This is a genomic window from Synechocystis sp. FACHB-908, from assembly GCF_014698595.1.
In the GTDB taxonomy this organism is placed as follows: Bacteria; Cyanobacteriota; Cyanobacteriia; order Cyanobacteriales; family Microcystaceae; genus Synechocystis.
The window spans coordinates 23,990-44,945 of record NZ_JACJTH010000039.1 but is presented as its reverse complement, the minus strand read 5'-3'; the positions used below and the strand labels follow the sequence as shown (position 1 = coordinate 44,945).

Below are 20,956 nucleotides of genomic sequence, written 5' to 3'. Positions count from 1 at the left end.
CTGCTCCACCAACAATCCACTAATCCACAAAAACTAGGTCTGTCATGGTTTACACTCCTGCTCCGATTAAATTTGGTACCGATGGTTGGCGGGGGGTAATTGCAGCAGAATTTACCTTTGAGCGGGTGGTGTTGGTGGCGGCGGCGGCGGCCCAGGTGTTGGCGGCAGAATTTGGTAGTAGTGGTCGGGAACATCGCTTAATTGTGGGATACGATCGCCGTTTTATGGCGGAACAATTTGCCCTGTTGGTGGCCCAGACAGTCCAGGAATTGGGTTTTGAAGTCTGGTTGAGTGAAAGTTATGCTCCTACCCCGGCCTTTAGTTGGGCGGCCCATCACGAAAATGCCCTGGGCGCATTGGTGTTAACAGCCAGCCATAATCCCGCCAATTATTTGGGTTTAAAAGTTAAAGGAGCGTTCGGTGGTTCCGTGGGCAGTGACGTTACAGAAAAAATAGAAGCCCAATTGCAAAATTCCTTACCCCAGCCCCAAGCGGGAGGTAGTTTGCAATATTTTGATCCCTGGCCTAGTTACTGCCAAGGCTTGCAGGCAAAAGTAAATGTTCAACCCATTCGAGAAGCAGTTCAACAGGGAAAACTCCGGGTATTTGCCGATGTGATGCATGGCGCAGCCGCCAGTGGCTTGGAGCGGTTACTAGGTTGTCCCATTGATGAAATTAACGGCGATCGAGATCCCTTGTTTGGCGGTGCTTCCCCTGAACCTTTGCCCAAATACGTTCCTAAATTATTAGCAGCGCTGCAAACGGCGGCCAAAGCTGGTGGGCCAGAGTTACGGGTGGGTTTGATTTTTGATGGCGATGCCGATCGGATTGCCGCAGTAGACGGCCAGGGTAATTTTCTCAGTTCCCAGGGTTTAATTCCCATTTTGATTTACCACTTAGCTACCCAAAAAGGCCTCCAGGGAGAAATTGTTAAAACCGTTAGTGGCTCCGACCTAATTCCCAAGTTGGCAGAGCTTTACGGCATTCCCCTCACGGAAACGGCGATCGGTTATAAGTATATTGCTGATCGAATGTTAACCAGTCCAGTCTTGATTGGTGGGGAAGAATCCGGTGGCATTGGCTATGGGGGTCACATTCCTGAACGGGATGCGTTGTTATCCGCCCTATATGTGTTGGAAACAGTGGTACAGTCCCAACAGGATATTAGTGAACAGTATGGTCGACTCCAGGAAAAAGTCTGCTTTGTCAGTGAGTATGACCGCATTGATTTACCCTTGGCCAGCATGGATGTCCGCACTGCGTTGGTACAAACCCTAAATGAAAATCCCCTAACGGCGATCGCCGGAGAACAAGTGACAGATTTATTGACCACCGACGGCTACAAATTCCGTATGGCCGGTGGCGGTTGGTTGCTAATTCGCTTTAGTGGGACGGAACCTTTACTGCGGCTTTACTGCGAGGCTCCCACCAGTTCCCGGGTACAGACGGTGCTCCACTGGGCAAAGGATTGGGCAAATGGGGTAACGCCTGCCAAGCCTGCACAATCATCTCACTGAGGCGGTCCCTTTGGACGTAATCCAATAAACCATCCTCCGCCAGAATTTCCTGAACCACGTCATCCAAAGATTGGTCATGGGCCCGGGCCCAGTTGATAACCCCGGCGATCGCCACCGCCACTAATTCCTCGTTAGCGGGGAAACGGCGCAGGGCATCTAGTTCAGCGTAGGTTTTGGGGATGGCGTAGTGCATAGGGTTGGAAGCTTAGCACGGTTCTCTCCATTAAGCAATGGTTAAGTTGAAAATATTGCTCTGCAATGCAGTTAAGGCGAGATGCGAGTTAAGGAAAGCAGAAAATTTGGCAGTACATCTTCTCCCGACAAAGTATCTAGTTGTTCCAAAATTTCCACTGTTTTATAGAGAGAAACAACTCGGATAATCGGTTTGCCAGATGTCATGGCCGCACGCAAGTTGTCTCCAAGTCATTCCACATGGTTGATATCACCGTGGCAATATTTGCCAAACCGAGGTCAATGGTAGCATAGAACTACTACGCAACTAGCGCCTCTCATTACTTTATTGAAACTCTTAGCTATTTTTTGCCTGATTGATCTTTGTTCCTTTGAAAATTGCCTGAAAGCTGATAATAGTTTGGCTCCCTTTTTGTTGAAATAATTCATTCAGATTTCTATTTTTATCAAACTGATTAACCCCTTTTATCAAACTGATCAACCCCAACCTCAGTCGATAGACGTTGACTTGGGGACAGCAAGGGAGAATTTTGAAAATTGTGATTACCTCACCATCGCAAATAATTCGTCAAAGGACTGCACGGGAATATCCGGTTTACTGACAATTTCAACAATTTTATTTTTAGCACTGGGGCTAAAGAGAGATTCCACACAAGCTTCTGCTACTTTTTGCCGGGGAATACTACCATCAAATAACGTATCTGCCCCGGCCATGACGATGGCGTTATCATTGTCCTCATTTTTCAAGCCCCCTGGCCGCACAATGGTGTAGGGGACACCACTCTGACGCAGATAATTTTCGCCCCATTGTTTCCAGACCAGAATTAAGCCAAACAGATTGAGGGGATGGAAGAGGTTAGACACACAAAGGGAAGACACCAACACTAATTGTTCAATGCCATTGGCTTTGGCTATATCCACCAGGTTGCGAGTGCCTAGATAATCCACTTTGAAAGGCCCGGTTAAGTCCGCACTGGGTCTGGCCCCGGCCGCATTAATCACCACTGTGCAACCGGCGATCGCCGCCTTGATGGTTTCTGGTTCCAGCAGGTCTCCTACCATAATCTCTGTTCCTGGGGGTAACACCGCCTTAGCGCTGTCGTAGTTCCGCACCAAAGCCCGCACTGCAATTTGGCGATCGGTTAAGGTATTGACAACTCGTTTGCCTGTTTCTCCGGTGGCGCCGATAACTAAAACTTTCATGGTTAAATTCAATTAATTTTGAAGTAAAGGTGATAAATATTTTAAGTCTGGAACTAGAAAGCAATTTCCGTTAAGCGCCGTTGCAACATTGTCGGAAACTGTCCGTAGTAACGCTTATTCAACGGTGAAGGGTGAGGTAAAGGCATTAATCTAACAATTTTTTGACTACCTTTGCCTGCCGCCGTTTTCGCTTTGATCAAAACATCTAATGAGCATTCGTACCTATCCCCCCCTTGGAAGAATTCATCCAACTGGCCCTTGGGGGCATAGGGAGCAAACCATTTAAAAGCTTCCGTTCCCAGGGTGATAATTTGTTTCCCTTGCCAATGGAACACTAACAATTGCTCCACAAAAGGGCGAAACCTTTCCTTAACTTTGACAGAATAAGCCTTATTTTCCGGGGGTTTATAGGGCACCGTATTAGTAAGCAAAATCCTTTGACAGACCGTTTGTAAATCATCTTGTCCCCTGGGAACCCGACCCTGCCAAGCTTCAAAAAACCCCTTCCTCACTAGCCGCCCTGCCGCTCCGATTAAGGGTTGTCCTTGGCGCACCTCATCCGCCCCTAAATCCCTGCCAAAAAAACAGAGCTGACTACCGAGGTTACCCCCAAATAAAATTGGATCTAGGGCATCTTTGCCGGCCTGCTCATAAATGGGAGAGTCTAGGGGAAATGGTTCCCGTTCTGCTTCTTGGCGAATAGTGCGGATCAGGGTTTGAAGCTCTGACATGGAAGAAACTGAGATAACTGATTGGCAAAAAAATCGGTAGGAAAAACTAGGAGATCCATGGCCTCGCCCAAGGAAAAATATCCTAGGGTCACAGACAGATAAATGTTAAAGACTGTTGCAGAAGTGTGCGTCTCCGTTAATGCCATGGTAGTTTTTATAGGGGCCACAAGTCCCTCAATTCAGCACTTGCCGATTATTTTTCAGTCAACAGTATTGCTCAAGGAGGAAAAAGGACAGTGTCAGCTACCCAGGTAGACGTTTCCCAGCCCCAAGAAGCCATCAGTGATTACGTGGCGGAACTGCAACTGCACATGACGCTCCAAGCCCGTAACCTGGTCCCCACCCTAACCCAAACCCCAGGGCCATGTCATAGCCTCGTGCATGAAAGCCAGGCCATGGTAGAAAAAATTATCTCCCGTCAGCGCTGCTAGGAAGTTCACCGACATTACTTTTTATATTTTCCCTGATAGAGCCAGCCCAAGGAAATTTCCCCCCGTCCTGAACAGTGGTTTCCCTGGTGGCTTGCCAATGGTTGTCGGCAATAGTGGTATAATCCTGACTTTGCTGCATCAAAAATGGTGCGTCACAAAAAGCCCAAACCTAGAGATGGGACGGGCGATCGCCGTTAGTTAAACACTGTGTTGAAGCTGACGAAATTTGCTCCCCCATGGTTCGCGGTTCTGAACTTTATTGGAAGCCCATGAGTAAGAAGTGTTCCCCCTGGTTAAAAGTCGGTGTATTGGCCACCAGTGCCGCCTTGCTAAGTACCACTCCAGCTTTAGCAAATCAGCCCGAAACCTTTGCCAGCGTTGACTATTTTCAGGGTAGGCAGTCGGTTCCCATCGAAGTGGAAATGCCCACTGGGGGATTTGGCAACATTGGTTCTCCCATTTACCAGGGGGCCTGTCCAGCAACTTTCCAACCCATTGTGCAACGAATTGTGGGGGCCAAGGCCATGCCCAATTGGGGGGTATTAGTGGAAAGGCTTGATGATCGCCAGGTGCTCTATAGCCATAACGAAAACAAATTTTTTATCCCCGCTTCCAACGCCAAAATTTTTACCACAGCGGCGGCCCTACAAAGGCTGGGTCCCAATGCCACAGTGCGTTCCCAGCCCCTACGTAATTGGGTGATGACCACAAATAAACGCTCCAACAACAGCTATGCAGAATTGCTGCTCAACACGGTGGGAGGCCCTGGGGCTGTTAAGGCGGCTGTGGCGGAATTGGGAGTTAACCCCCAGGGTTTTCGCGTAGCCGACGGCTCTGGTTTGTCCCGCAATAATGCGGCTACGCCCCGTTCCCTAGTAGACACCCTCCAGGCAATGTATCGCAGTAGCAATAGTAGTTTGTTCGTTTCTTCCATGCCGATCGCCGGTCAGGATGGCACCCTAGCCCGACGGATGAAAGCTACCACGGCTCAAAATAACGTCTTTGCAAAAACTGGCACCCTGCGGGGGGTAAGGGCCCTGTCTGGTTATGCCAACACTCCCGCCCACGGCACCGTTGTTTTTAGCATTTTGGCCAACGATTGGAGTCGCTCTGGGGATAACCTGGTGCGGGCCATTGACCAGTTGGTGGTGCAAATCAATAACATGGGTGCCTGCGACTAATCCAGACTTAGCAAGGAATTATAAAAATGGATTGGTCAGCCATTGCGGCTTCATTAACTACCCAGGGCTTGGAAGTAATCCAAGATCCCCAGCAAAGAAAAAAGCTATCCACCGATTACGCCCATTTCAGCCCCATTTTGATGGCGCAGTTGGAGGGCAAACAGGCGGATTTAGTCGTCCTAGCCCGATCAGAACCAGAGGCAATCGCGGTGATCCGTTGCTGTGTGGCCAATCAAATTCCCCTCACAGTGCGGGGGGCTGGCACCGGCAATTACGGCCAATGTGTTCCCCTGGAGGGAGGCATTGTGTTGGATTTATCCCCCATGCAAAGGATCATTAGCCTGGAACCGGGTCGGGCCGTGGTGGAGCCGGGGGTAAAGTTAGGCAAGCTGGAACAACAAGCTAAACAAATGGGCTGGGAGCTGCGCCTGTTACCTTCCACCTATCAAACAGCTACCGTGGGGGGTTTTGTCAGCGGTGGCAGTACTGGCATGGGGGCAGTGAACTATGGCACCTTATTCGACCCGGGCAACGTCCAGAGCCTCACGGTGTTGACCATGGAAGCGGAACCCCAACGGCTGATTCTGTCCGGCGAGGCGGCCCAACCAGTCATCCATGGCTATGGCACCAACGGCATTATTACTGAAATTACTTTGCCCCTTACTCCAGCCCTACCTTGGCGGGAAGCCATCGTCAGTTTTACGAATTTATCTTCGGCGATCGCCTTTGCCCAAAATTTGGCCCATCAAGACGGCATTGTTAGTAAGGAAATTTCCATTCAAGCCGATCCGATTCCGCAATATTTCAGCAGTTTAAAAAGTTATTATCAACCCGGAGCTCACTGGGTAATGGTGATTGTTTCTGAGTTGGATTGGCTAGCTTTTACGCAGTTGGCCAAGGCAAGTAAAGGGGAAATTATCTTTGAGCAAGATCCCCAAAGCCCAGGGAAAAAAATTAATTTGATTGAATTTAATTGGAACCACACCACTCTTTTGGCTAGGGCCGTGGATCCTAGTTTGACCTATCTTCAAGTATTTTTCTATCGAGATGTAGAGCAAATTCTCGCCTTGGCAAAACTATTTAAGGATGAGATTATGTTCCACATCGAAATAATGCGCATTCAAGGGCAAATGTGCCTAGCTGGTTTTCCTTTGGTTAAATTTATCAACGGTGATCGCCTGGAAGAAATCATGGCCGCCCACCAAAATCTAGGGGCCAGAATCGCCAATCCCCACACCTATAGTTTAGCCGGAGGGTCGGTACAACCTCTGCCAGAATCCCAATTAATTTTTAAACGCCAGGTAGATCCCCTTAATTTGCTCAACCCAGGTAAATTAACCGATTAATCCAGTTATTTTTACCAAAAAAAATTGGCTAGGATCTCAATTACAAATCCCAACCAATCTTTTATCTCACCAAAAAATAGTGAGAAGAATTTATTCGCCAAACAAAACTAGGGGTGGAAAAGAAGATCGGGATAAAAACGATTAAACTCGATCAAAATACCAGCGGTGAAAGTCAACAAAGCCATGATCATGACCGGAGCAGTTGACAAAAAGGATTTCAAACCGTCCATAAATTGAGTCTCCAAAATTGACAAAGGTAAACAAAAATAATGTCGAAATTGAAGGGAGTTAGATATTAAGCAATAACATCAATAGTTCCCAGTCAATGCCCAACTAATTAGCGGGGGGAAGTGGGGATTTCTGAATCCTTCATCACCAGTTTGCCGGAGGTGTATTCACCAACGGCGGCCAAGGGCCAAAGGAAACCACCCAACATTTTTTTGATCGCTAGGGGGACATTAATAACCACTTCCTGCATTTCAGGATTTTTGCTTTCCCGAATTTCAATCAGGTAAGAACGACCAACCCAGCCGATCCAACCAGCAATGTACAGGAACAAAATGCTAGGAATCAAAAAGTCACCAGCGTGGGTGAAACGACCGTCCACAATCAGGTGGGGATAACCTTCGGGGCCACAGAGGGCAGAGGCATAACGTTCCGCCCGAATTTTACCGGAGTTGGGATCGTTGGTGGTATTGAGGAAGTTTTTAGACTTGGCCAAGTAAGCGGGGTTTTCGCTACAGGGGGTCAAATTGGCAAAATCGTCCGCCGAAGCTGAGGGAGCGAAATTAAACCAGAGTGTAAAGGCTAGGAGCAACGCCAACAAATGTTTCATAAGAATCGTTTCCTTGGTTAAACAAAAGACTAAAAAGGCGGCTAAATAAATAAGCAAGATTCGCAACCTGTTACCGTGATCCGGGGATCGTTAGCCGATAATAGGAAAGACTGGGCTAATAAACCGTCGTCTTTTGGATCAAACTCAAACTAGCAGAGAATGGCAATCATTTTAGCAATTGAAACAAGTTGTGATGAAACTGCGGTGGCAATTGTAAATAATCGTAACGTTTGCAGTAATGTGGTTTCTTCCCAAATACAAACCCATCAAATTTTCGGCGGGGTAGTACCGGAAGTGGCCTCTCGCCAGCATTTACTTTTAATTAATACCTGTCTCGACCAAGCTTTGCAAGCAAGTGGTTTGGGTTGGCCAGAAATTGAGGCGATCGCCGTGACCGTGGCTCCGGGGTTGGCAGGGGCGTTGATGGTGGGGGTGACGGCGGCTAAAACCCTAGCCATGGTGCATCAAAAACCTTTTTTAGGGGTGCATCATCTGGAAGGTCATATCTACGCCAGCTATCTGAGTCAACCGGATTTGCAACCACCATTTTTGTGTTTGCTAGTTTCCGGTGGCCACACCAGTTTGATCCACGTTAAAGGTTGTGGGGATTACCGACAATTGGGCACCACCAGGGACGATGCGGCCGGGGAAGCCTTTGATAAGGTAGCTCGTTTGCTGGATTTAGGTTACCCAGGGGGCCCTGCCATTGACCGGGCGGCTAAACAGGGCGATCCAGGGACGTTTAAATTACCAGAAGGAAAAATTTCCTTGCCCCAAGGAGGATATCATCCCTACGATTCCAGCTTTAGTGGTTTAAAAACGGCCATGTTACGCCTCACTCAGGAACTTAAACAGAGTTCAGCTCCCTTGCCTGTGGATGATTTAGCGGCCAGTTTCCAAGATACGGTGGCCCGTTCTTTGACCAAAAAGACCATTCAGTGTGTCCTAGACCATGGCTTAACCACCATTACCGTCGGGGGAGGGGTGGCCGCCAATAGTCGTTTACGCTATCATCTCCAAACCGCCGCCCAAGAACATCAATTGCAAGTCTTTTTTCCGCCCCTAAAGTTTTGCACCGACAATGCCGCTATGATTGCCTGTGCCGCCGCTGACCATTTCCAAAACGGCGATCGCTCCCCTTTAACTTTAGGTGTCCAGTCTCGCCTCTCGGTGGAACAAGTCAGCCAGTTGTATGAGCGCAATTAACTTGACTTTACTGAAAAGCTGAAAAATTAGTGGGGCAAATTGATTGAAAAAATATGGCAGAACCCATGACAGAACAACAGAAAACAGAAAATTGGCTGGAAATCGGTACCATTGTTGCGGCTCAGGGTATTCAGGGGGAAGTGCGGGTTCTTTCAGCATCAGACTTCCCAGCTAGATTTTTGACTAAGGGTCAACGGTGGATTAGAAAAACCCCCCAGGAAACGCCCCAACCCCTAACGCTAAAAAAGGGCAAACAAATTCCTGGCAAAAACCTTTATATTCTGCGTTTTACTGAAATTACCGACCGTAATCAAGCGGAAGCTTTAGTCAATTACCAACTATTAGTCCCCGCCACCGATCGCCTACCGTTGGAGCCGGGGGAATTCCACGTCACTGATTTACTGGGGTTGATTGTTTACGACCATGACAATGGCGATCGCCTAGGGATAGTGACGGATTTTTACAGTGCTGGCAATGACCTATTGGGGATAACTTTGGATAAAAACCCAGACAAAGAAGTGCTCGTCCCCTTTGTTGAAGCCATTGTGCCCACGGTAGAACTAGCGGAGCAACGGCTGGAAATTAAAACCATTCCAGGGCTACTGGATTGATCGGCTGTGTTCCTTCATACCAGTTAACTGGCAACCGTACCTTATTTTCTCAGGGGTAAACAAAGTGAATTGCACTGATGCCCAGCCATTTGCCAAATGCTAAACTGATGCCATTTGAACAAAGCGGGGAAACAATGCGGATTTTGGTTACCGGGGGAGCAGGATTTATCGGTTCCCATCTTATTGATCGCTTGATGGCCCAGGGCCACGAGGTTCTATGCCTCGATAACTTTTACACCGGCACCAAACGCAACATCGTCCAATGGTTAGATAATCCCAATTTTGAGCTCATCCGCCATGACGTTACCGAGCCCATTCGCTTGGAAGTCGACCAGGTTTACCATTTAGCCTGCCCCGCTTCCCCCGTCCATTATCAGTTCAATCCCGTCAAAACCATCAAAACTAATGTGATGGGCACTTTATACATGTTGGGTTTGGCTAAGCGGGTCGGAGCAAGGTTTTTGTTGGCATCCACCTCGGAAGTGTATGGCGATCCCGATGTTCATCCCCAACCGGAAAGCTACCGGGGCAATGTTAATACAATTGGTCCAAGAGCCTGTTACGACGAAGGAAAACGGGTAGCGGAAACCCTGGCTTTTGAGTATTACCGAGAGCACAAGGTTGATATCAGAGTAGCGCGGATATTCAATACCTATGGACCACGTATGTTGGAAAACGATGGTCGGGTGGTGAGTAACTTTATTGTGCAGGCGCTACAGGGTAAACCCCTCACTGTGTTTGGCGACGGCTCCCAAACCCGCAGTTTTTGTTACGTATCCGACTTAGTGGAAGGCCTAATGCGCCTCATGAATGGGGATTACGTCGGGCCGGTTAATTTGGGTAATCCGGGGGAATATACCATATTGCAACTGGCAGAAAAAATCCAGAATGCCATTAACCCCGATGCAGAGTTAATTTATCAACCCTTACCGGAGGATGATCCCAAACAGCGGCAACCGGATATTACGTTGGCGAAAACTTATTTAGACTGGCAACCGACCATTCCCCTAGATCAAGGTTTGGCAATGACTATCGAAGATTTCAAATCTCGCCACGAAGGATGATTAATCACGACCGCCTCTTTAAGGAACTTTTGACAATTTTTTTTGCAGAGTTCCTTTAGCAAAAGTTCAGATTGCTCCCCCCGACCGCGTCAAAGTTAAGGCTGAATGTTTGCGACTATTGGTAACCCTCAAGCTAGATCCGGCTAGAATGCAATTAATCTCTGGCTTTGTGGACACCTATCTCACCCTTAACCAAGCGGAAGAGACAATTTTTAAAGAAGCTATCGCTGAATTTTCCCCCCTGGAACAGGAGGACGTTATGCAGTTAACAACCAGTTGGATGCTTCAGGGCATTGAACAGGGCATCGAACGTGGACAAAAATCTCTGCTACTCAAACAAATTAGACATCGTTTTGGAGAGTTGAATGCAGTTAATTTGTCGAGGATTGACATTCTCACAGTGCCTCAATTGGAACAGTTGGGAGAAGTGCTGTTGGACTGCTCTGATTTCGCAGAATTAGAACAATGGCTAGCGGCCCAATCTGAAACACCTGAGCGAAAAATTTAGTGAATTTCCAGAGGTGGATGTTGCCATGAATGTTCCCAAAGAATCAGGTTTCAACCATCGGCTTCCAATTCCAAACTGAGTTGATAAAGTTGCCGACGGGGCAGTTTAGTTTCTTCTGCCAATTGCCGACTAGCCTGGGAGCGAGTTAACCCTTTAGCCATTAAACTTCTCAATTCGTCCCGTAGATTTTCTTCAGAGAAGCTGGGCCTGTCCTCCGGTGTAGCCCCGGCAATGACTAAGCAAAATTCTCCTTTCGGTGTATTTTCCGTAAAGTAGGCGATCGCCGTTTGGAGAGTGCCCCGCCAAAATTGCTCATGGTATTTAGTTAGTTCTCTAGCTACGGTTAAGCTGCGTTCTTGGCCCAAAAAGGTCTGTAAATCGGTCAACGTGGCCAATAAACGGTGGGGCGCTTCGTAGAGAATAATGGTTCGCTCTTCCTGGGCCAGACTTTGCAACAATTGCTGTCGAGGCCGGTTTTTGGTAGAGAGAAAACCTTCAAACACAAAGCGGTCAGTGGCTAAACCAGAACTAATTAAAGCCGCAATTAAAGCCGTTGCCCCAGGAATAGGTATCACTTCAATATTTGCTTCTCCGCAGGCCGCCACCAACTCCTGTCCTGGATCGGAAATACCGGGAGTGCCCGCATCACTCACCAAAGCAATATTTTGCCCCGCTTGTAATTTGGCCAATAGCTCCTGGGTACGGCCATGGCGATTGTGGTCATGGTAACTAATTTGGGGCGTAGTGATTTGGAAATGTTGTAGTAATTTCCCCGTATGTCTGGTATCTTCCGCCGCAATCAGATCCACCGTTTGCAATGTTTCCACTGCCCGAGGAGTCATATCCCCTAAATTGCCAATGGGAGTGGCCACCAAATAAAGAATGCCCATTAAAGCCCCAAGTTTTCTTCTTTTCTAGCTTTAAAGGAAGCCCTTAACCAGATGGTGCCGGAAATGAGGGAAGGAGCTAAGACAAAAATAGTGCCGGTAATAATGGGATGTTGTCTGGCGGTTTCCGAGGAAAGCATCACCGCCAAAATGAAGGCGCAATAGAGCACGCCTAGCAGGGGGATTCCCATTACCAAGAGGGCAAATTTCGTATCCTTATCCATGGCCATAGGAGTCAAAGTCTTGAAAGAAAACTAGCAATAATGCCATTGTAGAAACTATTTTCCCTCGCAATACTTAAAACATTCCTTCGTTTACGTCAACTTGTACTAACTTTGTCACCGAATCTAATAGGTTTGGCTGGTTAGCATCAAACCAGTGGATTGCCGAATCTTTGCGGAACCAAGTGCGCTGACGTTTGGCAAATTGCCTGGTGTGGACAATGATGGACTCCGTCGCTTGAGTTAACGATATTTGACCTTGGAGATATTGTTTAATCTCAGCGTAACCAAGGGTATGGAGCAGGGGTAGGTCTTCCCCATACTGATTGATTAAACCCTCAACTTCCTTCACTAACCCCGCCTCAACCATGGCATGGGTACGGTGAACAATTCTGGGTTGGAGTTGCTCCGGTTCCAGACCTAAACCGATTTGCACAATGGGATAACTGGGGGGATTTTCCCCTTGTAGGCTGGAAATGGGTCGCCCAGTGGCATAGAAAACTTCCAAAGCCCGCAGGGTCCGCACCACGTCAGCGGGTTCAATTTTGCTTTGGGCTACGGGGTCCACTTGACTTAAAAGTTGATAACAAAAGGGTTGGCCGAGGTTAGCTAACTGTTCACGTAAATTGGTCTGGGGTGGAACAGCAGGAATTTTTAACCCCTTGACGATCGCCTGGATGTATAAACCAGTGCCGCCTACCAGCAGAATCGGTTGGTTTAATGACGCAATCAACTCCTGGGCTTGCCGTTGGTATTCCGCTAGGGTGAAGTTTTCCGTTGGTTCACAAATGTCAATCAGATAATGGGGTACCGTTTGGCGATCGCCAAGGGTGGGTTTAGCGGTGCCAATGTCCAATTCTTTATAAATTTGCCTGGAATCGGCCCCCAAAATAACTGCGTTTAACCGCTGGGCTAGATCAAGGGCTAGTTGGGATTTCCCACTGGCGGTGGTGCCACAAATAACAATCAGGGGCGGAACTTTGGCCATGGGTACACTACTGGGCCAAAAGGCGATCGAGATCCGGCACAGCCACCCAGTGCTTTTCTTGATGGGCTTGCTTGGTCAAATCCATTAATAGTTGGGAGTAAACCCCATGGCGCAAAGATGGTGTGGGGGTTCTTTTTTGGTTAATACTTTGCACCCACTCATCTACTACCCGGACAACGGGAGCAAGGCGGCCATCGGCAAATACTTTGGGGAAATCTAAACGGGTCGGCACCGTCAATTCCTGCATGGGTTGCCCCACAGGATGGTGGAAAATTCTAAAGCCATGGACGTAATCTTTAAGATTGTCACTGCCTAGTACTAAACTCCCCTTTTCACCATAAATCTCCAACCAATGGCCGCGACCACCATGGGCTACAGAGGTAATATTTATTTGGCAGGGAACGTCATTGGCCAAAGTTAAACTGATTAGCGCCGTATCTTCCGCCGTCACTGGCTTCAAACGATTATTGTCCAGGGGATCAGGCCGTTCGGCGATCGCCACACTTAAATTAGCTGCTAAACTCTGAGCCGGGCCAAATAGCCAATGGAGATAGTCAAAGGTATGGGAAGCCAACGCCCCCAAAGCACCGCCCCCCTTTTCCCTTTGGGCATACCAATTCCAAGCCCGGTTGGGGTTGGCCCTACTACCCACCAACCAATCCACTTTGATCAGTTTCAACTGCCCTAAAATTCCCTGCCCCAAAAGTTCCGCCACATATTGCCAAGCAGGGACAAAACGAAATTCAAAATCCGGTATTACCTGCACTTCCCGTTGCCGGGCCAGATGGTATAGTTCAATGGTTTCCTCCACCCTTAATGTCATGGGCTTTTCCAACAACACATGTTTCCCCGCCAAAATGGCCTGCTTAGCCATTTCATAATGGAGAAACGGTGGGCTGGCAATGGTAACTGCTTGAACTTCCGGGTTAGCCAGCAATTCTTCCAGATTGTTGTAGCTATAGGCTAGATCGTTGGATTTAGCCACCTCCTGGGCTTTAGCCAAATCCCGATGGTAAATGGCGATCGCCTGGGTCTGCTGATGATATTGCAGGGCGGGAATATGCACAGCTTGGCCAAAGCCGGTACCAATGACAGCGACGGTTAGGTTTGGGGATTTAGTCATGGGTAATGCTCAAAGTTTGAAGGGGACAGAGAAACAGATTTTAATTTGCTGAATTTCAACTATCCGATGTTATTTTTTCTGAGCCACCAACAACAAAGGTATGCTTCCCAGAAGATGCGATTTTAATTAAGGTTTCTAGATACTGCAGGAACTTAATATTTTGATCATCTCCTATTAATTGGGAAGCATTTTTTAACGCCCTAGCGGTGGCAACTGCTGTGCGGGCATTTTCCAAATCCGTTTGACCTCTAATTTTGGCTTCTAACTGAAGAGCAAAAAGAGTTTGGATATTTTTGGGAAAAGTAATATCCCTTAATTTCATTGCTTCAATCATAACCCCAAATTTTTGGGCTGATTCTTGCAATTCATCCGGAATATTGGGGATGAAAGCTTCCCATTGCTCATTAAGCTCAAGGCTGTTAATTACACTAATAGCACTACGCCAATAAATTTGGGTTAGAGGATGAATCAGAGTTTGAATCATACTTGCTAGCCCTTCGATGTATCCCATTTGGGCAGGATCAATATAGGTCAACAATTTCTGACCGTCTGTAATTCTATAATTGACAATGTAAGAAAAACGTAGAGGAATATTATCTTTGGTTAATACTTCTTGATTTGTAACAATAAAGAACTGGTCAGAACGGGGAATCAGGAAAAGTTCCAATTCTGAGCGAAAATCCCAAAAGGAGTAAATACCCGGTTCTAAAGTTTTTTCAAAGCAATTTTTTCTATACAAAAGCCCAAGGCAATTAGGACGAACGGAGAAACGACGACACCAAATTAGACTGCGGGATTCAGTTCTCGGATTGAGCCCTAAAAGGTTTTGATAGCGAGCTTGTCGTGCCATGGAAATGATCGTTTTAGCCCCAGGCAAAGGTAAGGACAATCCCCAACTACGACGGAACAAAGGTTGAGCCAAGACTGAAAATCTTGCCGGTATCCCCCCTATTGCAGGTCTGCGTTGAGTTGAGTCTTTTACACTCGATCGCCAGCTTCGCCTGGGTATTTTTTATGGAGTAGGTTAACAACCCACGATGTTTGGAGACTTACCCCGCAATACCCTGTCTGAATGTAAGTCCCCGAGGTAAAGTACCTATGGCGGCAGGTGACGGTTGCTGACATTCCATCCTACAACGCCCCTTTGCAATGATCTACTCAAACTTGGCATTTAAAAATGGAAAGTCATACCCGCCAGCAAAAAAATTACAATCGTTTATTTAATTATTTAATGGCCGCCAAATCAGCTTTGTCCTGCTCAATGACAGACTTTAAACGAGAAACGGCGGTGGAACGGGAATCTTCTCCAGCTCGACGGTAGAAATATAAAGCTGGAGCAACCCCCAATAAAAAGCCGAGGAAAATGGGAGGATAAATGTGGGCTCCAATGCTCATCACCATGGCAAAGCCAAAATTGCCCAGATACATAGCCAAGGGTAGGGAAAAGTCCGCTTCGGGAATTTCAACTTTATTGACCCGCCAAATGATGGTGGCCACCGTCATAAATATCGCCCCGGTGCAAAACCAACCGGCAAAGTTTTGGTAGGGCATGCCGAAAAAGGCCCCGGGTACATCCCAGACCCAAAAGGGCATGGTGGTTTGGCTCATGGCGGGGTCCAAAACAAAATCCCAGGACATCAACAAAGTCGCCCCCACGGCGATCGCCGTCAATTCTTGCCCTAGGCGGGGTAAATTGCTATGACGTAAACCGGCTCTGACCAAAAGATAGGAGCAAAATCCTAGGTAAAACCAGGAAAGGGGAATGGTAAAGGGGACTAAACCGGCGATTTTGTAGCCCAATCCCGATAGATAGCGGTAGTAACCAAAGGGAAAACCAGTGCTGGTCCCCAATAATTCAGCAGAAACGGAAATACCCAGGGCGGGAATCAAAAATCCGAGGGTAGGCAAAAGCCCCAGGGTGCGGAATGCATAAACAGCCACAGCGGCAAAGCCCAGCAGCATGTAGGCCACGCCACCACCAGCCATAGACCATTGAAAAGCGACTTGGCCAATGGGAGGCAAATGGGCGATGAATTCCGGGTGGGGTAATACTAGTAATAACCCCGCCAAGCCAAAAGCCATGGAGCCGATATGGCCAATCAGCAATAGCCGCTCAATCCGCATTAGTTTTTCCATTCAGTCTCTACCGCTAAAACTACATTCAAATTCTAAGTCATTATAGTTTACAAATCTTTACCAGGAGCGGTGGGTTAATTGATGGTGGGCCACTGGAAAGGATGTTTAAAAGGTCTGGATTTATCCTCTAAATTCCCCAAGGTTGAGGGACTTTAACTTAAATTCACCTTAAATTTTGAGGAATCGAGGGGCCTCCCCAACTTCCCCTAAGCTCTATTGGCGAGTCCCAGGTGGCACGGTGGGCCAGCCGCTTTTCAGAGGTGTTGTGGGAGTTTGTTTAAACTCATCCAGGGCCGGATTCGGTAATTCCCCTGGGGTAAGGGATTTTTGACTTTCCAGCCAAGCTTGGTAGTCGGACAAAGATTGCACCACCACGGGAGCTGTCATGACGGCAAAGTAGGTGCCGCTAAATTGAGAGTCGTGGAGCTTATATTCCCCCAAACGATTGGGCGTAAAACTAAATTCAATTTCTCGGTTGGGCACAATGTCCTGTTTAATGCGGAAATTAGGCACGTAAAACCCATGGAGCACATCTTTGGAGGTCATATTCAATGTTACCCGGCGATCGAGGGGCAAATGCAATTCATGGCTAGTTACCCCCCCATTGGGATAGGTGAAAGTCCACAGCCATTGTTTAACTTCTACGCCAATCCTTTCGGGGTTAATATTGCTTCCTTGGGCCATGGCTAGTTCCGCTGGAGCATCGGCGGCGATCGCCTTTTCCCCCAGTAATTGAGGCACTTCCACCACGGGTAAGGGGCCGAGCACATTCATTCGTTGGTAAATGACATAGCTATACCAAGCAATCCAGGTCACCAAAATAATCGGCACCACTGTCCAAAAAATTTCCAAACGGGCATTACCCCGGATCGGTGCCCCCTGGGGATTCTGCAGGCTGAATCGATGGAAAATAACCGAGTATGCCATGGCCCCCGCCACTCCCAAAAAGACCACGCTACCAAGGCTGACCAAAAAACTAAACAAATCCCCCACAGGTTGTGCCTCCTGGGCGGCGGCAGGGGGTAGCCATTGGTAAGCTCGCTGTCCCAACCACAGACTAGCTCCCACGGTAAAAACAATGTAAACCGCCAATAGGATGAGATTTTTGCGACTCATAGTTAATCACTCTGGTTAGCCGTGGTCTAATGGGGAAGCTAGATTAGCTTAGTCTGCCAAAGGCAGAAATTTGGTTGCTGTGGAAACATCAAAGCCGGGTTGTGGTTTAGCCCTGGATAATGACAAGCAAAAACCTTGGTTAGGCCTAATGATAGGCAACTCCCGTCTGCACTGGGCATATTGTAGCGGCAATGCTCCCCTGCAAACCTGGGTTACAGATTACAACCCCAAGTCAGCTCAGTTGCCGGTTTTGTTGGGGAAAGTTCCTCTGATGTTGGCATCGGTGGTACCGGAACAAACCGAAGTTTGGCGAGTATATCAGCCTAAAATTTTGACCCTGAAGAATCTTCCCCTGGTCAATCTTTACCCCAGCTTTGGCATTGACCGGGCCCTGGCTGGTTTAGGGACGGGGCTGACCTACGGCTTTCCCTGTCTAGTGGTTGATGGAGGCACTGCTTTGACCATTACAGGGTTTGACCAAGATAAAAAACTGGTGGGGGGAGCGATCTTGCCCGGTTTGGGATTGCAGTTAGCAACCCTTGGCGATCGCCTGGCGGCCCTACCGAAGTTAGAAATGGATCAATTAACCGAGTTGCCTGACCGTTGGGCTTTAGATACCCCCAGCGCCATTTTTAGTGGTGTTGTCTATGGCGTGTTGGGGGCATTGCAGAGTTATCTCCAGGATTGGCAAAAGCTTTTTCCTGGTGCCGCCATGGTTATCACCGGGGGAGACGGCAAGATATTACATGGCTTCCTAAAAGAGCATTCTCCTAATCTTTCGGTGGCCTGGGATGACAATTTGATCTTCCTCGGTATGGCGGCCATACACCACGGCGATCGCCCCATCTGTTAGGGTTAGGGGTCGGCATTGTTATAGCTACGGGAGGTTAAATCGGGGTGAATCTTGGCCAATGGGGGGAAATTATGTCCTGGTTATGTTTATTGCCCATATCCGGGGGCATTGTATATAACCTGCTGACCGTGTTTACCACTAGCCTTTTTCTGGCAAGGTCTCTACCCAAGCAAGATTTCCAACCAGGGGTGTCAGTGCTGAAGCCAGTGCGGGGCTTGGAAAAAAACCTAGAAGCCAACTTACGCACCATTGCCCAGCAGAATTATCCCGCCTATGAAGTAATCTACTGTGTGCAAGATCCCCAGGATCCGGCGTTGCCCATAGTCAAAAAGCTTCAAGCGGAGTTTGGCCCAGAAAAAATTATTGTGGCGGTGCATCAAATCGAACAGGGAGCCAACGGTAAGGTTAATAATCTCCTAGGGGGATTAAAACATGCTAAATACGACATTTTGGTGATAAGCGACAGTGACACCAATCTGCGCCCCGATTACTTGGCCACCATGGTCAGTCCCTTGGGCGATCGCCTGGTGGGCTGTGTCACCACCCCTTTCAAGTTGACCCAAGCCCAAACATGGTACGAAGGTTTAGAATTGCTGAGCATCAATGCTGACTTCATGCCCAGTGTTCTGTTTGCGGAGGTAACTGGAGCATCCAAAGCTTGTTTAGGTCCTTCCATTGCCATTCGGCGATCGACTTTAACGGAAATTGGCGGCCTAGAAAGTTTAGCAGACTACTTGGTGGAGGATTTTGAACTGGGGCAGCGGGTTTGGACGGGGGGGTTAAAGATGGTTTTACTGCCCTATGTCATCGACGCAGGGGTGAATTTGGATAATTGGACTAATTGGTGGAGCCATCAACTTTATTGGGATCAAAATACTTACCTGGCTCGCCCCTTGCCTTTTTTAGCCACCATCATTATTCGGGCAGTGCCCTTCGCCTTTTTGTTTACCTTTTGTCATTGGTCTGAGCCTTGGGCCTGGCTAATTCTGTTCATAACCCTAGCTACCCGTTATGGGACAGCGGCCATAGTTGCCCAGGAACTAAAAGATGGGGAAACTATCCGCTATTTACCTTTATTACTATTGCGGGACTGCTTTGGCTTGGTTTTTTGGGCCCTATCTTTTTCCCAACGACAAGTCCTGTGGCGGGGCATAACCTATCGTCTTACCAAGGGGGGCAAAATGATACCGGCTTCCCCTATCCCTAAAAGTTAAAGCGGGATGATTTAAGTCGGTGTTGATTGGCATTAGTCTTTGTATATTGGCTAACGGAGGGATTTCCCTTGGGATCAGTTACCCCGGTGGCGGTTTCCCACAGACTACGGGGAGCAGGGGTAACCATGTAAATACTGTCCTGCTTGCGAACGTAGTACCATCGCTTGCTTTGGCATTCCGGACACCAAAATTCTTCTAGCCATTCCCCGGTAAGGCTGACGGTGGGGCGATCGCCAAGGACAAGACTCGCTTTTTTGTGGGTGTAGCCCCGGCTCCGCAGTTGGGCAATTTGGTCAGCGTAGAGTCCATGTTTTTGGCTGACGCTATCTAGGTAACAACCGTGGATAGGGCAATGGATGGGGCGACGTTTGGGTCTTTTACGATGGCGGGAGCGTTTAGGAGGTTTAGTTGTTAGAGAGGTAACATTAGGAGAAAATTCTGGGGAACCCATAGATGCACGACTGTCTAAAAAAATAGAGGTCTGGTCAGAGCTGCAGTTTACTTTTTCTGTTCAGCCGGACTCTATCATAATCACTGACATTTTGATTGTGTTTATCAGCCCATTGAGCAAAATGCTGGGCAGGAAGGACCCTTGCTCGCTGACCAATTTACTGGGACAAGCCAGTGGCTGGTGTGCCTTGCGCCCTAGCTTCAATTTTTGATACAGTGATCGGACTGATATAGCAAAAAATAGCGAAAACCAAGCTAGACACGTACAAAATATTCTTTTGTGACCGTGGTTTTGCCCTTCGGAACGAGGGTTTTCCGCCCGTCTTCAGAATGTGAGGCCCATTATTCTTCCGAATAACAATCATTTCTGTAGATAATAAATTCCTTCCTTGCTTTAGCAGGCAAGATTGGTTCACAATTTGATTGGGCCATTGCCCCATTACCCTAACCCCCGCCAGGATTATGGAAGATTTATTAGGTTTGCTACTTTCTGAAACCGGTTTATTGGCGATAATTTATCTAGGCCTAAGCCTAGCCTATCTATTGGTTTTTCCAGCCCTTTTGTATTGGTATTTGCAAAAGCGTTGGTACGTGGCTAGTTCCGTCGAAAGACTAGTCATGTATTTTTTGGTCTTTCTCTTCTTCCCTGGGTTACTAGTGCTCAGTCCGGTGCTGAATCTACGACCCCGCCGCCAGGCTGCCTAGATTTTGCTTTTGTTTAGTCTCTAACTGAGTCGGCTGTTACTCCAGACCCAGTTGCCGTGTTTTTTTGTTGCCCATTGTTCCCATTTGTCATCCCAGGAAAAACCACCATGCGACGCATTGATGCTTTGGCCATTGCCCTGGGTTTTTTCCTTTTGGGCGGAGTAGTTTACGCCGGATTGCAGGGTTTTGGCATCGAAGCTCAGCAGGCTGGCATTTGGACCCAAGCGGTGCTAGTGGGGGGCCTAATCATTTGGCTCCTTTCCTATGTCACTAGGGTATTTACCCACGACATGACCTATCACCAACAGATTAAAGAGTATGAAGATAAAATGATCGAACTCCGCTGGGCGAATATGACCCCAGAGGAACGGGAAAAACTCCAGGCCGAAGTGGTGGAAGAAAAGGATACATCCAGTACCTAAAAGACTTTCCTGTCCA

25 protein-coding genes are annotated in these 20,956 nt (G+C 48.0%); 12 read left to right on the top strand and 13 right to left on the bottom strand.

The features are described from left to right. The first annotated feature begins 44 nt into the window (after nt 1–44). Nucleotides 45–1,517, top strand: coding sequence for a phosphoglucosamine mutase (locus H6G46_RS15215; protein ID WP_010872725.1), 1,473 nt, complete (start codon nt 45–47; stop codon nt 1,515–1,517). Nucleotides 1,518–1,781: 264 nt separating this feature from the next. Here the strand turns inward: H6G46_RS15215 and H6G46_RS18695 are convergent, their stop codons facing one another. From H6G46_RS18695 to H6G46_RS15190, 3 genes are all read right to left on the bottom strand, one after another. Beyond that, complete coding sequence (locus H6G46_RS18695) at nt 1,782–1,916, bottom strand: hypothetical protein (protein WP_255345292.1); 135 nt, start codon at nt 1,914–1,916, stop codon at nt 1,782–1,784. A 336-nt stretch (nt 1,917–2,252) separates the two neighbouring features. Next, nucleotides 2,253–2,912 carry an SDR family oxidoreductase gene (locus H6G46_RS15195; protein ID WP_010872727.1) on the bottom strand — a complete coding sequence of 220 codons (660 nt, stop codon included), beginning with the start codon at nt 2,910–2,912 and terminating at the stop codon, nt 2,253–2,255. A 53-nt stretch (nt 2,913–2,965) separates the two neighbouring features. Then, nucleotides 2,966–3,643 carry a uracil-DNA glycosylase family protein gene (locus tag H6G46_RS15190; RefSeq protein WP_010872728.1) on the bottom strand — a complete coding sequence of 226 codons (678 nt, stop codon included), beginning with the start codon at nt 3,641–3,643 and terminating at the stop codon, nt 2,966–2,968. Between the two features lie 236 nt (nt 3,644–3,879). On the opposite strand from H6G46_RS15190, the gene H6G46_RS15185 reads away from it, so the two are divergent. The 3 genes from H6G46_RS15185 (at nt 3,880) to H6G46_RS15175 (ending at nt 6,601) form a co-directional block, all read left to right on the top strand. Continuing rightward, nucleotides 3,880–4,074, top strand: coding sequence for a hypothetical protein (locus H6G46_RS15185; RefSeq protein WP_010872729.1), 195 nt, complete (start codon nt 3,880–3,882; stop codon nt 4,072–4,074). 269 nt (nt 4,075–4,343) lie between these two features. After that, nucleotides 4,344–5,255, top strand: coding sequence for a D-alanyl-D-alanine carboxypeptidase/D-alanyl-D-alanine-endopeptidase (dacB, locus tag H6G46_RS15180; protein WP_223211369.1), 912 nt, complete (start codon nt 4,344–4,346; stop codon nt 5,253–5,255). Nucleotides 5,256–5,281: 26 nt separating this feature from the next. Continuing rightward, nucleotides 5,282–6,601, top strand: a complete 1,320-nt coding sequence (locus tag H6G46_RS15175; protein ID WP_010872731.1) for an FAD-binding oxidoreductase — start codon at nt 5,282–5,284, stop codon at nt 6,599–6,601. A gap of 107 nt (nt 6,602–6,708) precedes the next feature. Here the strand turns inward: H6G46_RS15175 and psaJ are convergent, their stop codons facing one another. Continuing rightward, entirely contained in the window at nt 6,709–6,831 is a 123-nt protein-coding gene (gene psaJ, locus H6G46_RS15170; RefSeq protein WP_010872732.1) for a photosystem I reaction center subunit IX, read from the bottom strand. A gap of 107 nt (nt 6,832–6,938) precedes the next feature. Further along, a complete protein-coding gene (locus H6G46_RS15165) occupies nt 6,939–7,436 on the bottom strand; it encodes a photosystem I reaction center subunit III (protein WP_010872733.1) in 498 nt (165 codons plus the stop codon). 159 nt (nt 7,437–7,595) lie between these two features. Here H6G46_RS15165 and tsaD point away from each other — a divergent pair, with 159 nt between their 5' ends. The 4 genes from tsaD to H6G46_RS15145 all read left to right on the top strand — a co-directional run bounded on the left by tsaD (nt 7,596) and on the right by H6G46_RS15145 (nt 10,825). Next, complete coding sequence (gene tsaD, locus H6G46_RS15160) at nt 7,596–8,642, top strand: tRNA (adenosine(37)-N6)-threonylcarbamoyltransferase complex transferase subunit TsaD (RefSeq protein ID WP_010872734.1); 1,047 nt, start codon at nt 7,596–7,598, stop codon at nt 8,640–8,642. A gap of 53 nt (nt 8,643–8,695) precedes the next feature. Continuing rightward, nucleotides 8,696–9,253 (top strand): ribosome maturation factor RimM, encoded by a 558-nt coding sequence (gene rimM / locus H6G46_RS15155; RefSeq protein WP_010872735.1) that lies wholly within the window; start codon nt 8,696–8,698, stop codon nt 9,251–9,253. Nucleotides 9,254–9,387: 134 nt separating this feature from the next. After that, nucleotides 9,388–10,317, top strand: coding sequence for a UDP-glucuronic acid decarboxylase family protein (locus tag H6G46_RS15150; RefSeq protein ID WP_014407106.1), 930 nt, complete (start codon nt 9,388–9,390; stop codon nt 10,315–10,317). 148 nt (nt 10,318–10,465) lie between these two features. Then, nucleotides 10,466–10,825, top strand: coding sequence for a DUF4351 domain-containing protein (locus H6G46_RS15145; RefSeq protein WP_010872737.1), 360 nt, complete (start codon nt 10,466–10,468; stop codon nt 10,823–10,825). A 50-nt stretch (nt 10,826–10,875) separates the two neighbouring features. Here the strand turns inward: H6G46_RS15145 and rsmI are convergent, their stop codons facing one another. The 7 genes from rsmI to H6G46_RS15110 all read right to left on the bottom strand — a co-directional run bounded on the left by rsmI (nt 10,876) and on the right by H6G46_RS15110 (nt 17,296). After that, nucleotides 10,876–11,715 carry a 16S rRNA (cytidine(1402)-2'-O)-methyltransferase gene (rsmI, locus tag H6G46_RS15140; RefSeq protein ID WP_010872738.1) on the bottom strand — a complete coding sequence of 280 codons (840 nt, stop codon included), beginning with the start codon at nt 11,713–11,715 and terminating at the stop codon, nt 10,876–10,878. Continuing rightward, nucleotides 11,715–11,936 carry a hypothetical protein gene (locus H6G46_RS15135; RefSeq protein ID WP_041425978.1) on the bottom strand — a complete coding sequence of 74 codons (222 nt, stop codon included), beginning with the start codon at nt 11,934–11,936 and terminating at the stop codon, nt 11,715–11,717. Before H6G46_RS15135 ends, rsmI begins: the two co-directional genes overlap by 1 nt. Before the next feature lie 73 nt (nt 11,937–12,009). Beyond that, nucleotides 12,010–12,921, bottom strand: a complete 912-nt coding sequence (gene miaA / locus H6G46_RS15130) for a tRNA (adenosine(37)-N6)-dimethylallyltransferase MiaA (protein ID WP_010872740.1) — start codon at nt 12,919–12,921, stop codon at nt 12,010–12,012. Between the two features lie 7 nt (nt 12,922–12,928). Beyond that, entirely contained in the window at nt 12,929–14,044 is a 1,116-nt protein-coding gene (locus tag H6G46_RS15125; RefSeq protein ID WP_010872741.1) for a Gfo/Idh/MocA family oxidoreductase, read from the bottom strand. A gap of 55 nt (nt 14,045–14,099) precedes the next feature. Continuing rightward, complete coding sequence (locus H6G46_RS15120; RefSeq protein WP_010872742.1) at nt 14,100–14,894, bottom strand: slipin family protein; 795 nt, start codon at nt 14,892–14,894, stop codon at nt 14,100–14,102. Nucleotides 14,895–15,268: 374 nt separating this feature from the next. Next, a complete protein-coding gene (gene cruF, locus H6G46_RS15115) occupies nt 15,269–16,180 on the bottom strand; it encodes a gamma-carotene 1'-hydroxylase CruF (RefSeq protein ID WP_010872743.1) in 912 nt (303 codons plus the stop codon). A gap of 213 nt (nt 16,181–16,393) precedes the next feature. After that, nucleotides 16,394–17,296: a cytochrome c oxidase subunit II gene (locus H6G46_RS15110; RefSeq protein WP_010872744.1), complete on the bottom strand. Its 903-nt coding sequence runs from the start codon at nt 17,294–17,296 to the stop codon at nt 16,394–16,396. A gap of 79 nt (nt 17,297–17,375) precedes the next feature. Between H6G46_RS15110 and H6G46_RS15105 the strand changes: the two genes are divergently transcribed. Continuing rightward, nucleotides 17,376–18,149 (top strand): pantothenate kinase, encoded by a 774-nt coding sequence (locus H6G46_RS15105; RefSeq protein WP_010872745.1) that lies wholly within the window; start codon nt 17,376–17,378, stop codon nt 18,147–18,149. A gap of 71 nt (nt 18,150–18,220) precedes the next feature. Continuing rightward, nucleotides 18,221–19,363 (top strand): glycosyltransferase, encoded by a 1,143-nt coding sequence (locus H6G46_RS15100; RefSeq protein ID WP_199303571.1) that lies wholly within the window; start codon nt 18,221–18,223, stop codon nt 19,361–19,363. On the opposite strand, the gene H6G46_RS15095 is transcribed toward H6G46_RS15100, so the two are convergent. Beyond that, complete coding sequence (locus tag H6G46_RS15095; protein WP_010872747.1) at nt 19,353–19,814, bottom strand: hypothetical protein; 462 nt, start codon at nt 19,812–19,814, stop codon at nt 19,353–19,355. The two genes, H6G46_RS15100 and H6G46_RS15095, sit on opposite strands and share 11 nt — an antisense overlap. A 461-nt stretch (nt 19,815–20,275) precedes the next feature. Here H6G46_RS15095 and H6G46_RS15090 point away from each other — a divergent pair, with 461 nt between their 5' ends. Together H6G46_RS15090 and H6G46_RS15085 are read left to right on the top strand one after the other, a co-directional pair. Next, nucleotides 20,276–20,518, top strand: coding sequence for an NAD(P)H-quinone oxidoreductase subunit L (locus H6G46_RS15090; RefSeq protein ID WP_010872748.1), 243 nt, complete (start codon nt 20,276–20,278; stop codon nt 20,516–20,518). Nucleotides 20,519–20,625: 107 nt separating this feature from the next. Then, nucleotides 20,626–20,940, top strand: a complete 315-nt coding sequence (locus tag H6G46_RS15085; RefSeq protein ID WP_020861781.1) for a DUF3007 family protein — start codon at nt 20,626–20,628, stop codon at nt 20,938–20,940. Nucleotides 20,941–20,956: the final 16 nt, after the last annotated feature.

What these genes read in the sequence shown, in the direction of transcription:
- H6G46_RS15095 (WP_010872747.1), bottom strand. Translation starts at nt 19,814, where the DNA reads ATGGGTTCCCCAGAATTTTCTCCTAATGTTACCTCTCTAACAACTAAA.
- H6G46_RS15090 (WP_010872748.1), top strand. Translation starts at nt 20,276, where the DNA reads ATGGAAGATTTATTAGGTTTGCTACTTTCTGAAACCGGTTTATTGGCG.
- rsmI (WP_010872738.1), bottom strand. Translation starts at nt 11,715, where the DNA reads ATGGGCATTCTTTATTTGGTGGCCACTCCCATTGGCAATTTAGGGGAT.
- psaJ (WP_010872732.1), bottom strand. Translation starts at nt 6,831, where the DNA reads ATGGACGGTTTGAAATCCTTTTTGTCAACTGCTCCGGTCATGATCATG.
- H6G46_RS15150 (WP_014407106.1), top strand. Translation starts at nt 9,388, where the DNA reads ATGCGGATTTTGGTTACCGGGGGAGCAGGATTTATCGGTTCCCATCTT.
- H6G46_RS15190 (WP_010872728.1), bottom strand. Translation starts at nt 3,643, where the DNA reads ATGTCAGAGCTTCAAACCCTGATCCGCACTATTCGCCAAGAAGCAGAA.
- H6G46_RS15195 (WP_010872727.1), bottom strand. Translation starts at nt 2,912, where the DNA reads ATGAAAGTTTTAGTTATCGGCGCCACCGGAGAAACAGGCAAACGAGTT.
- miaA (WP_010872740.1), bottom strand. Translation starts at nt 12,921, where the DNA reads ATGGCCAAAGTTCCGCCCCTGATTGTTATTTGTGGCACCACCGCCAGT.
- H6G46_RS15085 (WP_020861781.1), top strand. Translation starts at nt 20,626, where the DNA reads ATGCGACGCATTGATGCTTTGGCCATTGCCCTGGGTTTTTTCCTTTTG.
- dacB (WP_223211369.1), top strand. Translation starts at nt 4,344, where the DNA reads ATGAGTAAGAAGTGTTCCCCCTGGTTAAAAGTCGGTGTATTGGCCACC.
- H6G46_RS15110 (WP_010872744.1), bottom strand. Translation starts at nt 17,296, where the DNA reads ATGAGTCGCAAAAATCTCATCCTATTGGCGGTTTACATTGTTTTTACC.
- H6G46_RS15215 (WP_010872725.1), top strand. Translation starts at nt 45, where the DNA reads ATGGTTTACACTCCTGCTCCGATTAAATTTGGTACCGATGGTTGGCGG.
- rimM (WP_010872735.1), top strand. Translation starts at nt 8,696, where the DNA reads ATGGCAGAACCCATGACAGAACAACAGAAAACAGAAAATTGGCTGGAA.
- H6G46_RS15165 (WP_010872733.1), bottom strand. Translation starts at nt 7,436, where the DNA reads ATGAAACATTTGTTGGCGTTGCTCCTAGCCTTTACACTCTGGTTTAAT.
- H6G46_RS15145 (WP_010872737.1), top strand. Translation starts at nt 10,466, where the DNA reads ATGCAATTAATCTCTGGCTTTGTGGACACCTATCTCACCCTTAACCAA.
- H6G46_RS15135 (WP_041425978.1), bottom strand. Translation starts at nt 11,936, where the DNA reads ATGGATAAGGATACGAAATTTGCCCTCTTGGTAATGGGAATCCCCCTG.
- cruF (WP_010872743.1), bottom strand. Translation starts at nt 16,180, where the DNA reads ATGGAAAAACTAATGCGGATTGAGCGGCTATTGCTGATTGGCCATATC.
- tsaD (WP_010872734.1), top strand. Translation starts at nt 7,596, where the DNA reads ATGGCAATCATTTTAGCAATTGAAACAAGTTGTGATGAAACTGCGGTG.
- H6G46_RS18695 (WP_255345292.1), bottom strand. Translation starts at nt 1,916, where the DNA reads ATGACATCTGGCAAACCGATTATCCGAGTTGTTTCTCTCTATAAAACA.
- H6G46_RS15100 (WP_199303571.1), top strand. Translation starts at nt 18,221, where the DNA reads ATGTCCTGGTTATGTTTATTGCCCATATCCGGGGGCATTGTATATAAC.
- H6G46_RS15120 (WP_010872742.1), bottom strand. Translation starts at nt 14,894, where the DNA reads ATGGCACGACAAGCTCGCTATCAAAACCTTTTAGGGCTCAATCCGAGA.
- H6G46_RS15125 (WP_010872741.1), bottom strand. Translation starts at nt 14,044, where the DNA reads ATGACTAAATCCCCAAACCTAACCGTCGCTGTCATTGGTACCGGCTTT.
- H6G46_RS15175 (WP_010872731.1), top strand. Translation starts at nt 5,282, where the DNA reads ATGGATTGGTCAGCCATTGCGGCTTCATTAACTACCCAGGGCTTGGAA.